This is a genomic window from Cytobacillus firmus (genome assembly GCF_023612095.1).
Taxonomy (GTDB): Bacteria; Bacillota; Bacilli; order Bacillales; family Cytobacillaceae; genus Cytobacillus.
The window spans coordinates 2,423,204-2,438,757 of record NZ_CP086235.1 but is presented as its reverse complement, the minus strand read 5'-3'; the positions used below and the strand labels follow the sequence as shown (position 1 = coordinate 2,438,757).

The following is a 15,554-nucleotide window of genomic DNA, read 5'->3' as shown; positions in this document are numbered from 1 at the left end:
CCAAGGAAAATTACAGCTGTAAAAAGATAAACAAAGAAGCGGTTTTTCCCCTTAGGGATCTTTTTGCACTTTTTGCCGACATATAAAGGTAGCTCACAAAAGAAGTGAACACGGAAATAATCCAAATGGACAAAAAGAATAAATCGGTTCGTTCGATGATTTTAAACGAATAGGACTTTAAAATAAATAACATCGGTTCAGGAACGAGCGCAATCTCTTCTGGACTGTAATAAATAAAGTGGATAATGATCAAATAGGTGTAAAGTAAAGTAATTAGCGCATTGGCACCGGTAATTATACGGTATCTTCGCTTGTGTTCGGCATTTGTCAGTGAATAAATAACCAGAACCATCTCAAAGCCAAGCATTGCAATCACAGCTTCTTTGCTTCCCAGTAAAATATCCTTGATCCCTTCTTTACCGATAGGAAAAAGAAAATAAATATTTGCATCCTTTATCGTGTATGTGATCAAAAAGATCAGCAGAAGAAGCAAGGGTGTTACCAATGTATAAAATCGGCCAATAACTCGAATTCCCTCCCTGCAAAGAGCGGCGGCCAAAAAAGAAAATATGCCTCCAACTGCCCAGCCTGGAGTTCTGGGCAGTATCCATGTGGCAATAATTTTGTCAAAGAGCGAGAGGATCATTACTCCAATCAATAAGAAATACAGAAGATATAAGCAAATAATAAAGTTTCCGATTATCTTTCCAGCTGTTATTCTGGCGATGTCAAATATATTACTTCCATTAAATTTTTTCAGCAGGAAATAATACATAGTCAGAATGAGCTGAACAAAGACCCCTGCTACCATCAGAGATATCCAGCCGTCTGTCTTTGAAGCCTTATACATCGTGAAGGGAAGAGATAAAACTCCTACTCCGATTTGTGTTTGAATAATGATAAAAAAAAGCTGAGGAAGATCGATTGATTCTTTATTCTTCATGCTTCTTCCACCCTCTTGAATCCTTCTGCCTTAATAGATCAATGGCACCCGAGCTTTGCGGGCGCTTATTCATCATCCAAAGCGGAAGCCTGATAAATGTGTCTTTTATTTCTTTTAGACGAAATGGTGCAAACGGGGCAAAATACGGAACGCCAAAGGACTCAAGTCTGCATAGTGCAATTAATATATAGATGATCCCAAACATTAAACCAACAAAGCCCATTATGGAAGCGAGAATCATCAGAGGGAAACGAAGGAGCCGGACGGTTGTGCTCATTTCATTTGACGGTACCACAAAAGAGGAAACCGCAGTTAAAGCAACCACAACAATCATAATATTTGAAATGAGCCCTGCATTAACAACCGCATCGCCAATGACAAGTCCCCCTACTATTCCAATTGTTTGCCCAATCGGCCTTGGCAGACGTATTCCTGCTTCACGAATTAATTCAATGGTCAGTTCCATCATGAACGCTTCCAATAATGGCGGATACGGTATTCCCTCAACTGAATTTTTCAACGGAATCACTAATTCATGGGGAATTACTTCATGATGGAAAGCATTAATGGCGATATAAATCCCCGGAAGTGTAATAGCTATGACGAAACTCACAAACCGGAGAACACGGATAAATGTTGCCGGTATCCATCTGCTATTGTAATCGTCAGGTGACTGATAGAAAGTAACAAACGTTGCAGGCATTATTAAAGCTGTAGGGCTGCCTTCAGCCATTAAGATAATCCTGCCTTCCGTTAAGTTTGCCATTACACGATCCGGACGTTCTGTGTTAAGGATTTGCGGGAATATGCTGAATGTATTATCCTCAATATACTCTTCAATATAACCGGGACTGATAATCAAATCCGCTTTAATAAATGAAAGTCTTCTCTTAATCTCTTTGACAATCTCCTCATTTGCTATTCCTTTCAGGTATACTAATGAAATTTTCGTTTTTGACTTAGTCCCAATGTTCATATAGCTGACAGTTAAATCCGGACTTTCGATACGGTTGCGGATCAGGAATATATTGGTCTGCAGGTTTTCTATAAAACCATCATGCGACCCTCTAACTACAACTTCATTTACAGGTTCCTGGATCGTTCTTTCCAGCTCTTTTGGAAAGCTTACCATATAAATTTTCTGTGATTCAGGAAGGCAGACCGCAAAGCTCCCTTTTAACAATAAGCTGATGATTTCTTCTTGATCTTTTGTCTCCTTGCCGTTGAGAGAAATCAAAAACTCTTCAATGTGTTCCCCTTTTAAGTTGGATAGGGGCACAAATACAAGCTCATAAAATTTCTCTTTTGAAACAACAGACTCAAGGTAAAATATCCTGATTTTCTGGTCATTAACTTGAATATTCCATTCCCTGAAATCCTGGGTTTCTTCGAATTTATCCACAAAAGATAATAGCGGCGGCTGCATAGATTGATCCGTATTTTTATTGAGTTTGCGGATTTTCTTGATTTTCAGGTTGCGAAAGTTCATCTTGCTGCACCACGATTCGGATTTTTTAAGTATTTTATCCTCCATTATCGAAAAAATCCCTTGGGAAAAATTAACTGAATTAAAGTTCATAAGTTGTTCAAAAGTTTATTTTGGTGTTAAAACGTTGCCGTAATGCTATTTGCAGAAAATGAAGTGTTGTACCAAATGTTTACATTTATTTCCTTCTAACTTTTGTCACAACTTTTTATTTTTGCTTATGTTAATATCATTTACACAGTGATAACTAAGTTAAATAAGTGTTTCAAGGGTGTGCAATTTTTCCATCTATATATTTTTTTGGTATGTTTGTGAAAACACGCACATTATTTGTGAATTATTTAACAATAGTTTTTGTTTAAAGGAGATGAACCATCAGATGAAGAAAATGCTGCTCTTTTTAACAGCTATATTGCCGATGCTTATTCTCAGCGGCTGTAATATGGTTGTGTTTGAACCGCAGGGCCCTGTTGCAAGAAGTATTACCGAATTAATTAACTGGTCCCTGATCTGGATGCTTCTTGTTGTAGTAGTCGTATTTGGATTATTCGGCTACATCGTCTGGAAATATCGTGAGAAACCAGAAAATAAGGATTATGAACCGCCTGAGGAACATGGAAGCACACTTCTTGAAATTATCTGGACCGGGATTCCAATCTTAATTGTCATTGCGTTAACAATCCCGACCGTAAAAACACTTTATGCTCTCGAAGAAGCACCAAAAGGCTACGAAGAAAAAGAGCCTATTACTATACATGTAACCTCTGCAGATTGGAAATGGATTTTCAGTTATCCAGAAGAAGGAATTGAGACGGTGAATTATGTCAATATTCCTGAAGATAGGCCTGTACTTTTCAAAATGACTTCTGCAAGCACCATGCAATCGTTCTGGGTGCCTGCACTTGGCGGACAAAAGTACACCATGCCGAAAATGGAAACAAAATTATATCTTGTTGCAGACAACCCTGGATCATATGAAGGCCAGAATACGAACTTTAACGGCCGCGGCTATGCGGATATGAAATTTGAAGTGCTCGCCCAAACCCAGGAAGATTTCGACCAATGGGTTGAAGATGTTAAGGATACAGCTCCTAAATTGACAGAGAAAGAATATGTTGGGCTGCTGAAGCCTACTCATTTAGGAAGGCTGACCTATTCAAATACTCATTTGGAATGGGTGAATCATGCTGATCCCGACTCTAAAGCATATACAAATCCTGAACTCTACAGAGGTCATGGATATCAGGGCAAGACATTCGAAGAAGACGATAATTATAAAAATGAGAAACCGAATGTAATTGAAGGTCATGGTGAAGATAAAGGCCATGACGATAGTGAAGAAAACCATGGAGGTGACCATCATGGGCATTAAATGGGATGAGTTTTTTATTACTGGAGATCCCCTTATACTAGGTTCCCAGATTGCCATTTTACTGACAATGGTCGGTGCAGTGGCAGGGATTACCTATCTGAAAAAATGGAAGTACCTGTGGACAGAATGGCTGACTACTGTTGATCATAAAAAAATTGGTATTATGTATATTATCTCCGCTGTATTAATGTTTTTCCGCGGCGGGATGGACGGGCTGCTGATGAAAGCTCAGACATCACGTCCTGAAATGGAATTCCTGAATTCCCAGCATTACAACGAGATTTTCACAACACACGGCGTGATTATGATTCTTTTCATGGCGATGCCGTTTTTGATTGGTTTAATGAACGTTGTCATTCCGCTGCAGATCGGTGCACGTGACGTTGCCTTTCCACAGCTGAATGCTCTAAGCTTCTGGCTGTTCTTCAGCGGAGCTATGCTTTTCAATATTTCCTTTGTCATTGGAGGATCGCCTGATGCAGGCTGGACTTCCTACTTCCCTCTTGCAGGCAAGGAGTTCAGTCCGGGAATCGGCAATAATTTTTACGCAGTCGCCCTGCAGATTGCCGGTATCGGTACATTAATGACAGGTATCAACTTTATCGTAACGATTTTGAAAATGAGAACAAAAGGCATGACACTGATGAAAATGCCGATGTTTACGTGGACTACATTCGTAACATCCATTCTGATTGTGGCTGCTTTCCCTATTTTCACAGTCGCATTGGCATTGATGACGTTTGACCGTCTATATGGAACACACTTCTTTACCGTATCCGGCGGAGGCATGGATATGCTTTGGGCTAACCTGTTCTGGCTATGGGGACACCCTGAGGTATATATTGTTGCCCTTCCTGCTTTCGGGATTTTCTCCGAAGTCATTGCAACTTTTTCAAGAAAATCATTGTTTGGATATAAATCGATGGTATTTTCCATCCTTGGAATTGCCCTTCTAAGTATGGTTGTATGGGTTCACCATTTCTATACAATGGGTTCAGGACCTGCAGTTAACTCATTCTTCTCCATCACGACGATGGCGATTGCCATCCCGACTGGCGTTAAGATGTTCAACTGGCTGTTTACGATGCGTAAAGGCCGCATAAAAATTACGTCTGCGATGCTTTGGGCATTGGCATTCGTTCCTTGCTTTGTCATCGGCGGGGTTACAGGCGTTATGCTGGCAATGGGTGCAGCGGATTATCAGTATCACAATACCTTATTCCTGGTTGCCCACTTCCACTATGTATTAATTCCGGGTGTCGTGTTTGCAGTATTTGCAGGCCTGTACTACTGGTGGCCAAAAATGTTCGGCTTCATGCTGAATGAAAAAATCGGAAAATGGCATTTCTGGCTATTCGTTATCGGCTTTAATGTAACATTCATGCCTATGTTCTTCCTTGGATTAAACGGAGCTGTAAGACGTGCATACACATACTCTGCCGAATCAGGCTTTGCACCTCTATTCATGCTTTCGGCCATTGGTTCAATTGTTCTCGCAGCCGGATTCGCTGTATTCTGCTATAACATTTACTGGAGCATCCGCTATGCGGACAGAAACATCTCAAGCGATCCATGGGATGCAAGGACTCTGGAATGGTCTACTGCATCACCTGTTCAGTTCTATAACTTTGCGAAGCTGCCGGAAGTGAAATCTCTTGATCCATTCTGGCACATGAAGAAAAAGAATGAAGGTTTAACATTGCATGACAGTGAAATAGAAGAAATTCATATGCCAAGCAACTCATGGGTACCGATTTATATGGGTGTTATCTTTGGCATCGCAGGCTTCTTCCTTGTGTTTGAATGGCACATCGCGGCAGCTGTTGCCGGTATCGGCATCTTTGCGGGTTTGATTATCCGTTCATTCGATTACAACGAAGGATTCCATGTTTCAAAAGAAGAAATTCACCGAATTGAAAACGCGTGGAGAAAAACAGAAGGAGAGGTGCACGATCATGTCAGCTAAAGTGGATACGTCTCTGCCGCTTGAATATCAAACTGAGCAGGACCGCATGAATATTCTCGGCTTCTGGGTTTTCCTTGGCGCTGAAATCGTCCTGTTTGCCACTCTGTTCGGAGTATATGGAGTTTTATATGAACGCTTTGCAGGAGGACCAACACATAAAGATATCTTTGTCATCAAGGATGTCATGATTCAGACCGTGCTCCTTCTGACAAGCAGCTTTACAATGGGCATTGCCATTTTTGAAATGCGACGCAACAACCTCAAAGGGCTAATCACCTGGCTGGTGATTACCCTGGCTCTTGGCGCAGGCTTCCTGTTCATGGAGATTAATGAATTTATTCATTATGCCCATGAAGGCGCAACGATGCAGACAAGCGCATTCCTTTCCAGCTTATTTGTTTTACTGGGAACACATGGAGCTCACGTAACTTTGGGAATTGGCTGGGCAACGATGGTTATCATCCAGCTTCTAAAAAGAGGCCTTACCCCTACTACTGCAAGGAAAACGTTTATTATCGGCCTTTACTGGCACTTCCTTGATGTAGTCTGGATCTTTATCTTCACATTTGTGTATCTGAAAGGACTGGTGGCTTAAATGGAGCATCATCAATCAAAAAGCTTCCCGATAAGCCATGTCATTGGATTTGTAGTTTCCCTTGTGCTGACATTTGCAGCAGCAGGAATTGCTTTGAAAACGAACCTTTCTTTTAAAGTGATCATGTGGATCATCGGCTCACTGGCTGTCGTTCAGGCAGGCATGCAGCTGTTCATGTTCATGCACTTAAGAGAAGGTGAAGACGGCAAGACGAACCTGGTCAATATGATTTATGCCGTATTTATGGTGATTGTTATTGTAGTCGGTTCTATTTGGGTGTTAACCTCTGGACATGCTTCACATTAGGATAGAAGCGCCTTGATCACGACGCTGGAGCTAGACAGTATAAAAAAACCGGTCTCCCCATTGGAGGCCGGTTTTATTTGTATTGTCTGATTCCCTTGCTTCCCTTTGTCATTTCTTCCATTACATTGATAAAAAATCCGAATCCGAAAAGCAGCATGGAAGAAACCATAATGCTTAAGCCGATGGATAATACATACTCGCCTGTGATGCCGCTTACAAAAAAGCTTGAAATAAAAACAATAAAACCTAATATAATTCCTGCTGCTGTACTATTTCTGAAAAAATGCAATACGCGCTGCTGTTGAAGTGTCATATCCCCATCTCCTTTTATTTAATATTCTAACTATGTTCACAAATTTGTCAAACTTTTTGTCACAAAGTTGTCAAAATTATTTTTGCGTAAAAAAAAGCTCTGCAAGCTGCAAAGCGATTTTCTACTGATATAGCTTTTTAATGTTCTCCAAATCTTTCTTAAGACTGCATATTTCCTGCCGGGTCAGCATAAGCGGCATTTGATCGTAAAGTGTAATGATTTGCCCTCCCTCATCTTCTTCATGAAGGGACAGATAGTTATACAGAGTTTCACATTGATTTTTGTTGAGAACTGACTGGGTACTGAAGCTTTTTACTTTCTGGATTTCAAAGGCACTGGCTTCCACATCAAAAACACCTGTGATAATGTTTCCCTGCAATGTATTGGACAAAGTCTTCACTCCCCTTTTTGAGTAATATACCCATTTTTCAGGAGCAATTTCCCAATATATAAAAAAACCTCTTTGAAATACTTCAAAGAGGCATATATATCATGAAGCATTCTTGTGAGTTTGAAGACTTTCAACCGATTTTCGAATGATTAATCTCGGTGCCGATGAAATAATTAAGACAGCCACGATTGAGCAGAGAATGGCCGCTCCAAGCATGGTTGCGCCGTTTGCCAGGAAGGAAAAGAGGACCGGTGACATCCCTTCTGGTGCATAGCTTCCGAAGAAAAGCACACCTGCTATGAAATGCCAGAAATATCGGGCGAGGCTTCCGATAAATACCGCCACGACCACCCAGCCCAGCGCTTTCTTCTTATTGCCGGTGCGCAGCTGATTTTGGATAACGCGGTAAAACAAACCGGCAAATCCAATACAGGCAAATGCCACAAAATACTCGATAAATGCCTGAAGCGGAGTGGCAATCCAGGCATCCCCCATGGCAATCTGCAAAATCCCCCATAAGAGGCCTGCAATGAAGCTGACCTTAAAGCCCCACCTGAAAGCCAGAATGAAAATGGGAATCATCGCGGCAGATATGGAAATGGATGGCGACAGCTTGATGGATGGCAGAAAATCAAGAATGATAGCAAAGGCAGCAAAGAACGAAGCCTCTATCATTGCAATTAACCTTAATTTCTTCATAAAAAAATCCCCCTTTAGTCTCGTGACGATACCCCAAGGGAGAACAAGCAGGCAGAAAGTTATATCTGCCTATCATTCCACATTCCTGCGCTAGCATTAACTAACAGGTTCAAAGGGTCAGAACAGCGAACTGTTCACTCTCAGCGATATGCTCCCCTTGTGGCACGTTATTGAATTATCCGCTTTTAGTATATATGAAATGAGTAAGAGTGAAAAGTGGTCCCTGGTGAAAATTTTTTAAATATATCAAACAGGTACCTCCCTGCCTGTCACAATTTTTTCACAAATCAATAGCCTCTGAACGCTGTTGTAGCACACTTTCTAGCAGATAAAATTATTTTTCCATAATTTACAACGTTTAAAAAGTGTAAAACCCTGTATTTAACAATTTTAATTTCTTATAATGTAGATATGTTCAATGAGGAGGGAAATAGTTGAAATCACGTCTTAAGAAGCCTTCGACGATTATTTCTATTGCATTGGTAGTCACGGTGATTTTGGCTGCGGTTATTTGGACCGTACAAGCAGGAAAAAAGGATGTGACTGTCCCGTTCTCTTCTGTGGAAAAAATTATAGCTTCCCAGGATGGAAAGACTGTTGCAGTACAGGAATATAAAAATGGAAAACTTCTGATAACAGCTCCTGACGGAGAGTACATCTCCCATGTGCCTCCCAACAGTGAGATGGTTGATAAATTAGTAGAAACCTATAATATACAATATTCGTTCGCAAACACAGGACCTTTAACCCCCTGGATTCTGGGCGGTGTAGTCCTTTTGTTCATAGCCGTTGGAATTTACCTGTTTAAATCAGGAAAAGGCGGAATGGGCGCTACAAATACAATGAAGCAAAGTGTCTCGAAGCCTAAAGCCCTGCCTACTATTTCGCTTGAAGATGTTGGCGGGATCCAGGAAGAAATGAAAGAGGAAATCATGCAGACTCTTTCCATTTTAAAAGAACCTGAGCGCTCGTTAAAAATGGGGATCAAGCCGCCGAAGGGAATTCTTTTATACGGGCCTCCCGGAACGGGAAAAACCTTGCTGGCTCAGGCAATTGCCAAGGAGCTTGGAGCAACTTTCTTTTCAACAAGCGGTTCCGGGTTTAATGAATTATTCGTAGGTGTTGGTGCATCCCGTGTCAGAAACCTTTTCCAGAATGCCAGAAAGCATTCTCCTGCTGTCGTCTTTATTGACGAGGTAGATGCACTTGCAGGACGAAGAAAGCAGCATGGCGGAGAAGAAAGTGAAAAAACATTAACTGAACTGCTGGTCCAGCTTGACGGCGGACATTCCAATGATGGAATATTATTTATTGCCGCCACAAACCGGAAGGATATGCTCGACGAAGCATTCCTGCGTCCTGGACGAATTGACTTCTCTTTCAATGTCCCTCTTCCAGATACAAAGGGTCGGAGAGAGATCATCAATATCCATACGAGAAATAGATTGCTGGCTGAAGATGTTATGACAACTCTGGGCGATCTTGCAGAAAGCACTTCCGGATTTTCAGGCGCCGATCTTCATTCCCTTTTCGAAACGGCAAGCCGCAGAGCAGTCCGAAACGGCCAGGAAATTATTTCAAAAGAAGATTTGGATTATGCGCTTGACCGTACCATTTTGGGAACGACCACCCGGGCGCTGCAAGATGCCGGAACGAAGCAGCGGGTTGCAATCCATGAAGCAGGCCATGCCTTAGTGGCTGCCTTAACAAAACCGGGTTCCGTCCGGAAAGCAACCATCATTCCGCGTGGCGAAGCCCTTGGGTATGTAGCTCCTATCCAAAAAGAACTTCACTTATCGACAACAAGTGAATTGCTTGACCAGGTCGCGATGATACTCGCCGGCGGTGTATCAGAACGAATGATTCTTGGCGAGCACAGCATTGGGGTGAGCGGTGATGTTAAACAAGCGAAGCATATCATAGAGCAAATGGTTGATACAGGGTTACTTGATAACGGCTTCGAGCTTACTTTCAACAAAGGACAAAAAGAAGCTAAAATGCAGGATCTATTCCAAAAAGCATTAGAAAGATGCGAATTGATTATCGCCAATCATCAGCCTCAATTTGAGAAACTGGTAGAAGCCCTTCTGGAAAAAGAAACATTGGAAGGCAGCGAAGTCCAGGAGCTTGCTGGAGAATTGAAGGCAGAATTGGTTATAGCATGATCGGAATCGGCCCCTTCTCAGAGGGCCGGTTTTATTTGGTCTTTTATTAGTTTTATATAATAATGTTATGTAAACCAATTTTGAAAGCCTCCATACCTTATGAAGGCTTTTCCTGTTACCCCCTGCCTGATGCTCTTCCTCTAATAAAGTTAACCACAATGATGATCGCTGCTATTACCAGCAGAATATGAATAATGCCTCCAGCTACTTTAAATATTAATCCGAAAATCCATAATACAAGCAGAATACCTGCTAAGGTCCAAAGCATACAGGTCACCCCTTCCCTTTTGATTTATTCCTTACATACCCCTTTATACTCAAGATAATGCCTTAATTGCTGAAATACTGACATTGTTATGTTTTGCAATGGATAGTTATTTTACTCCTGAAAGTTTTTCAAATACCCGTATTTTTCATAAGAAGTATCTGCATCCTTTCACCGTCTTTGCATATACTATATTCACGGTCGCCCACCTCTTCTAAACGCCATCGTTGCGGGACTAACCAGACCGGAATGTGGGCGGCCACCTGTATAGGTGACAGGTACCTATACCACCACTAGACCACTTTCACACACACCATTAAAGCTGCAAACCGTTTAGGGGTTGCAGCTTTTATTTTTAAGGTCCGTCATCAATCAGTTCGTAGCCTGGAATCAGTTCTGACAGCGGCACAATTTGAGCTTTTTCTTTATATACAGGTATATACTCTTTTAGCACACTAACCATCTTTGTACCTGTGATGCCGACATGGCCGATTGCGATGATGCGTTCGTTTTTCACAAGCTTTTCAGCAAGTCTGTCTGCCTGTTTTGTGATATGTGCTGTCGTGTAAATATCATCGAAGAAAATATTGTTTTCGACATAAGGGACACCTATTTCATTTGCCAGCTTGCCGACGACGCTTTTTCCGGTTGTTTTGCTGTCAAGATAAAATAAACCATGTTCTTTACATACTTCAAGGACAACTCTCATGACCCGTTCATTTTCAGTGGCTCTTGAACCCATATGATGATTCATGCCGACCGCATGGGGCACTTCTTTAATGGCGCTCTCTACTCTGCTGCGGATTTCTTCATCTGTTAAATCTGTTGTGATGGCCCCCGGACCAAGCCAGCTGCTTTTTCCTCTTTTCGGCTCCATCGGCATATGAATGATGACTTCATGCCCATTTTTATTTGCCAATTCTGCATCTTCTTTTGTCGTTGGCATGAAGGGCATGATGGCAGCTGTCAAGGTCACCGGCAGTTCCATCATTTCTTTTGTTCCCTTCATATTGTTCCCAAGATCGTCAATGACAATGGCCAACTCAGGTTTTTGGGAAGCAGCACTTATGGGAGTTCCTACACTTCCGAATGAAAAAATCAATACAAATATGCTGAAGTATCTTTTCATTTTTCCATCCTCCTTTGCGCTAGCATTCCCTAGATCCATGAATCAGTTCCAATACAAAAACTGCCAGGAATGAAGCCTGGCAGTTCCCTATTTCTTATGCATTTTAAACTCAAGGAAGAGCTCATTATAATATGAAAGCATCCTTTTTCCGAGGTTCTCATAAACCTCCAGCCGTGCTGTCATTTCTTCATTAGGATAAAAGCGTTCGTCTGAGATTGTTTCTTCGTCCATATAGTTCAGTGCCTCTTTATTTGGCGTTGAATATCCGACGTATTCTGTATTTTGAGCCGCATTTTCCGGGTCAAGCATGAAATTCATGAACTGGTGGGCCGCTTCCGGATTTTTGGCAGTCTTAGGGATGACCATATTATCAAACCAGAGATTGGAGCCTTCTTCCGGAACTACATATTCAAGATTATCCTTCTCCCACATGAGCTCCTGTGCCGTACCGGACCAAACAACGCCAATGCCGGCTTCATCATTTTCCATCAGCATTCTGATTTCATCACCCACAATGGCCTTAATGTTAGGTGTAAGGCGATCGAGTTTTTCTTTTGCATCGATTAAATGGTTTTTATCTTTGTCATTAAGAGAATAATGAAGACTGTTTAGTCCCATGCCCATTACTTCCCTTGCCCCATCAATCAGAAGGATCTGGTTCTTTAACTCAGGATCCCACAGATCATTCCAGCTCGTGATTTTTTTTTCACCCAAAATATCGGTGTTATAAAGAATGCCAACTGTGCCCCAAAAATAGGGAATCGAATATGCATTTCCGGGATCAAAAGGCAGGTCAATAAAACGCTGATCAATATATTTCAGGTTCGGAATTTTAGAATGATCAACCGGCAGCAGCAGGTCTTCCTCTTTCATTTTTTCAATCGCATATTCTGATGGGACTGCAATATCATAGGCTGTGCCGCCCTGTTCAATTTTTGTCATCATCGCTTCATTGGAATCGAATGTTTCATAGATGACTTTAATGCCTGTTTCCTGTTCGAACTTATCCACCAGTTCTGCATCAATATAATCGCCCCAGTTAAAAATGGTCAATGTATTGCCGCTTGTGTAGCCCTGGGAGGTATTCAGCCCGGAAACGATGTACAACAAGGCGGATGAAACGATTAATACGGCGGCGAGTGCCTGAATAAGCTTCTTCATTGCCTTACCCCCATTCCATTCGGCTTCTCATTGCGCTTTGTAATAAAGTAATAGCCTGTAACCAGAATGATAGTAAATAGGAAAAGCAAAGCGGATAAAGCATTGATATTTAATGAAACTCCCCTTCTTGCCAGAGAATAAATCTCAACAGACAAAGTGGTAAAGCCATTGCCTGTAACAAAGAAAGTGACGGCAAAATCATCCAGGGAATAGGTCAGGGCCATAAAAAAGCCTGCGAAAACTCCAGGAGTGATATAAGGGAGTATGACCTTAGTCAGTACATCCAATCTGCTGGCCCCAAGATCCATAGCAGCATAAATCATCGATGTGCTCATTTCTTCAATCTTAGGCAAAACCATCAGGACGACAATCGGAACACTGAAGGCAATGTGTGCCAGTAAAACAGATACAAACCCAAGCTTAAGACCGATCATCGTAAAGAGAATTAAAAACGACGCGCCAATAATGACATCCGGGCTGACAATCAGCACATTATTCAGTGATAGCAGCGTGTTTTTTACTCTTCGTTTTCGTGCATAAGCAATTGCAAGTGCCCCGGCCACTCCAATGATGGTGGATATCGCTGCAGATAAAAGAGCAATAATCACAGTGTTCAGGACAATAATGAGCAATCGGGTATCCGCAAACAGCTCCCGATACCAATCCAAAGTAAATCCTTCGAACTGATACATGGTTCCTCCGCTGTTGAAGGAATAAAATATTAAGTAAAAGATCGGGGCGTACAGGATGATAAAGATAAGAGCCAAATAAACTGCCGGCCATTTCCTGTTATTTTTCATTTATAGGATCCCCCGCTTTCTTCTGCCTGTCAGCACCATAATGAGCACCATGGCAATAATCAGGAAGACGGCAATGGTAGAGCCCATTCCCCAATCCTGTGTTACAAGAAAGTGCTGCTCAATGGCGGTTCCAAGAGTGATGACACGGTTTCCTGCAATCAGTCTTGTCAGCATGAATAATGATAAAGCAGGGATAAAGACAATCTGGCATCCTGCTTTCACGCCATCCAGTGTCAATGGAAAGATAACACGCTTGAATGTTACCCAGGAAGACCCGCCCAGATCATTGGAAGCATCCAAAAGCGTTGGATTCAATTCATCCAAAGAATTAAATATTGGCAATATCATAAAAGGAAGAAAAATATAGACCGACACAAAAATAAAGCTGAAATCCGTAAACAGGATTTGTCTTCCGCCGATTCCCACCGCTTCCAGAAAGCTATTCGCAGCGCCATATGTCCCGAAGATGCCAAGGAAAGCATAGGCTTTCAAAAGCAGATTAATCCAGGATGGCAGGATGATCAATAACAGCCATAGCTGCTTATGCTTTGTTTTTGTAAGCAAGTAGGCCGTTGGATATGCGATCAGCAATGAAAATAATGTTATTATAAAGGCATACCAAAAGGAGCTTAACGTCATTTTTAAATAAACAGGCGTAAAGAATTTCCGATAATTCTCCAGTGTGAGATGCCCTTCAATATCAAAGAATGAATAATACAAAACAAGAAGCAAAGGCGTCACAACAAAGAGGGCAATCCAAAGCACATAAGGTATTAAATAAAAATTGCGGGAATTAGTTCTCATGGCTTCCCTCTTCATAAGCTTCTAATCGCTTATCAAATTCCTCTTCGGTTTCACCATGTCTCATGACATGAATCGCTTCAGGGTCGAAATACAGACCAATTTGATCCCCAACGGTCGCCTTTTTGGTTGAGTGGACGAGCCATTCATTTCCATCGCTGTCATAGCAGCTGATCTCATAATGCACTCCCCTGAATAGCTGGGAGTCAACTTTAACCTTCAGCTTCCCATCATCCGGGGCTGTAATAGCGAGATCTTCAGGCCGGATCACGATCTCAACCTCTTCATTGGGCTCAAAGCCTCCGTCAACACACTCAAATAACTTCCCGGCAAACTGGACCTGATAATCCTTGATCATCGTTCCGGCAACAATATTGGATTCACCAATAAAATCAGCTACAAAGCGATTGATCGGCTCGTCATAAATATCAGTAGGAGTGCCGCTCTGCTCAATGCTTCCGCTGTTAAGCACGAAGATTTCATCTGACATGGCCAGTGCTTCCTCCTGGTCATGTGTAACGAATATAAACGTGATGCCAAGATTCCTCTGCAGCTCCCTAAGCTCATACTGCATTTCGGTCCGCAGCTTCAGGTCAAGTGCGGATAGGGGCTCATCCAGGAGAATGACCTCAGGCTCATTGACAATGGCTCTTGCGATGGCAACACGCTGGCGCTGCCCTCCTGACATTTCTCTAATTTCCCGGTTTTCATAGCCTTCAAGGTTTACAAACTTCAGTGCTTCTTTTACTTTTTTCTCAATCTCCGCTTTCTTCATTTTTTTGATTTTTAAGCCGAATGCAATATTTTCAAATACGTTCAGATGCGGAAACAGGGCATAATCCTGGAAAACCGTGTTTACTTGTCTTTTGTTTGCAGGAACATGATTAATGATTTTCCCATTAAAATAAATATCCCCTTCAGACGGTTCAGTAAAGCCGGCAATCAGCCGCAATATCGTCGTTTTCCCGCAGCCCGATGGCCCTAACAGGGTATAGAACTTCCCGCGTTCAATTTCAAAGCTGACATCTTTTAAAACTGGCGGGTCATTATCATATCTTTTTGTCACCGAATTAAAACGGATAATGGTGTTATCTGTCATCTAACTCTCCCTATCTATAGAAATTTACAGCACGTATGCCTTGTTAAGTTCAAACGTATAATA

General features: G+C 41.9%; 16 protein-coding genes and 1 riboswitch. Of the genes, 5 read left to right on the top strand and 11 right to left on the bottom strand.

Going from position 1 to position 15,554, the window contains the following annotated elements; genetic code table 11:
* Positions 1–10: 10 nt before the first annotated feature.
* Positions 11–943, bottom strand: coding sequence for a GerAB/ArcD/ProY family transporter (locus LLY41_RS12375; RefSeq protein ID WP_095242845.1), 933 nt, complete (start codon positions 941–943; stop codon positions 11–13).
* Positions 933–2,432 (bottom strand): spore germination protein, encoded by a 1,500-nt coding sequence (locus LLY41_RS12370; protein ID WP_286136963.1) that lies wholly within the window; start codon positions 2,430–2,432, stop codon positions 933–935. The genes LLY41_RS12375 and LLY41_RS12370 overlap by 11 nt, the downstream gene beginning before the upstream one ends.
* A gap of 376 nt (positions 2,433–2,808) precedes the next feature.
* Here LLY41_RS12370 and qoxA point away from each other — a divergent pair, with 376 nt between their 5' ends.
* From qoxA to qoxD, 4 genes are read left to right on the top strand one after another with little or no spacing between them, the layout of a single operon-like run.
* Positions 2,809–3,801 carry a cytochrome aa3 quinol oxidase subunit II gene (gene qoxA / locus LLY41_RS12365; protein WP_304585495.1) on the top strand — a complete coding sequence of 331 codons (993 nt, stop codon included), beginning with the start codon at positions 2,809–2,811 and terminating at the stop codon, positions 3,799–3,801.
* Positions 3,791–5,767 carry a cytochrome aa3 quinol oxidase subunit I gene (gene qoxB, locus LLY41_RS12360; RefSeq protein ID WP_304585494.1) on the top strand — a complete coding sequence of 659 codons (1,977 nt, stop codon included), beginning with the start codon at positions 3,791–3,793 and terminating at the stop codon, positions 5,765–5,767. Before qoxA ends, qoxB begins: the two co-directional genes overlap by 11 nt.
* Positions 5,757–6,362, top strand: a complete 606-nt coding sequence (qoxC, locus tag LLY41_RS12355; RefSeq protein ID WP_304585493.1) for a cytochrome aa3 quinol oxidase subunit III — start codon at positions 5,757–5,759, stop codon at positions 6,360–6,362. Before qoxB ends, qoxC begins: the two co-directional genes overlap by 11 nt.
* The gene (qoxD, locus tag LLY41_RS12350) at positions 6,363–6,668 is read left to right on the top strand and encodes a cytochrome aa3 quinol oxidase subunit IV (protein ID WP_076262278.1); all 306 of its coding nucleotides are present in this window, start codon (positions 6,363–6,365) and stop codon (positions 6,666–6,668) included. It abuts the gene before it with no gap.
* A gap of 73 nt (positions 6,669–6,741) precedes the next feature.
* Here qoxD and LLY41_RS12345 read toward each other — a convergent pair whose 3' ends face one another.
* From LLY41_RS12345 to thiT, 3 genes are all read right to left on the bottom strand, one after another.
* On the bottom strand, positions 6,742–6,981 hold the full coding sequence (locus tag LLY41_RS12345) for a hypothetical protein (RefSeq protein ID WP_095242853.1): 240 nt from the start codon (positions 6,979–6,981) through the stop codon (positions 6,742–6,744).
* Between the two features lie 121 nt (positions 6,982–7,102).
* Positions 7,103–7,381: a hypothetical protein gene (locus tag LLY41_RS12340; protein ID WP_304585492.1), complete on the bottom strand. Its 279-nt coding sequence runs from the start codon at positions 7,379–7,381 to the stop codon at positions 7,103–7,105.
* A 90-nt stretch (positions 7,382–7,471) separates the two neighbouring features.
* On the bottom strand, positions 7,472–8,071 hold the full coding sequence (gene thiT, locus LLY41_RS12335) for an energy-coupled thiamine transporter ThiT (RefSeq protein ID WP_095242857.1): 600 nt from the start codon (positions 8,069–8,071) through the stop codon (positions 7,472–7,474).
* A gap of 65 nt (positions 8,072–8,136) precedes the next feature.
* Positions 8,137–8,239: riboswitch (TPP riboswitch) on the bottom strand.
* Positions 8,240–8,505: 266 nt separating this feature from the next.
* Between thiT and LLY41_RS12330 the strand changes: the two genes are divergently transcribed.
* Positions 8,506–10,236, top strand: a complete 1,731-nt coding sequence (locus tag LLY41_RS12330) for an AAA family ATPase (protein ID WP_304585491.1) — start codon at positions 8,506–8,508, stop codon at positions 10,234–10,236.
* A 115-nt stretch (positions 10,237–10,351) separates the two neighbouring features.
* On the opposite strand, the gene LLY41_RS12325 is transcribed toward LLY41_RS12330, so the two are convergent.
* The 6 genes from LLY41_RS12325 to LLY41_RS12300 all read right to left on the bottom strand — a co-directional run bounded on the left by LLY41_RS12325 (position 10,352) and on the right by LLY41_RS12300 (position 15,491).
* Positions 10,352–10,504, bottom strand: coding sequence for a lmo0937 family membrane protein (locus tag LLY41_RS12325; protein ID WP_304585490.1), 153 nt, complete (start codon positions 10,502–10,504; stop codon positions 10,352–10,354).
* 352 nt (positions 10,505–10,856) lie between these two features.
* Entirely contained in the window at positions 10,857–11,630 is a 774-nt protein-coding gene (locus LLY41_RS12320) for a divergent polysaccharide deacetylase family protein (protein WP_304585489.1), read from the bottom strand.
* Positions 11,631–11,717: 87 nt separating this feature from the next.
* Positions 11,718–12,791, bottom strand: coding sequence for an ABC transporter substrate-binding protein (locus LLY41_RS12315; protein WP_304585488.1), 1,074 nt, complete (start codon positions 12,789–12,791; stop codon positions 11,718–11,720).
* Positions 12,788–13,591 (bottom strand): ABC transporter permease, encoded by an 804-nt coding sequence (locus LLY41_RS12310; RefSeq protein WP_304585487.1) that lies wholly within the window; start codon positions 13,589–13,591, stop codon positions 12,788–12,790. The genes LLY41_RS12315 and LLY41_RS12310 overlap by 4 nt, the downstream gene beginning before the upstream one ends.
* Positions 13,592–14,395: an ABC transporter permease gene (locus LLY41_RS12305; RefSeq protein WP_304585486.1), complete on the bottom strand. Its 804-nt coding sequence runs from the start codon at positions 14,393–14,395 to the stop codon at positions 13,592–13,594.
* A complete protein-coding gene (locus tag LLY41_RS12300) occupies positions 14,385–15,491 on the bottom strand; it encodes an ABC transporter ATP-binding protein (protein WP_304585485.1) in 1,107 nt (368 codons plus the stop codon). Before LLY41_RS12300 ends, LLY41_RS12305 begins: the two co-directional genes overlap by 11 nt.
* Between the last annotated feature and the right edge of the window lie 63 nt (positions 15,492–15,554).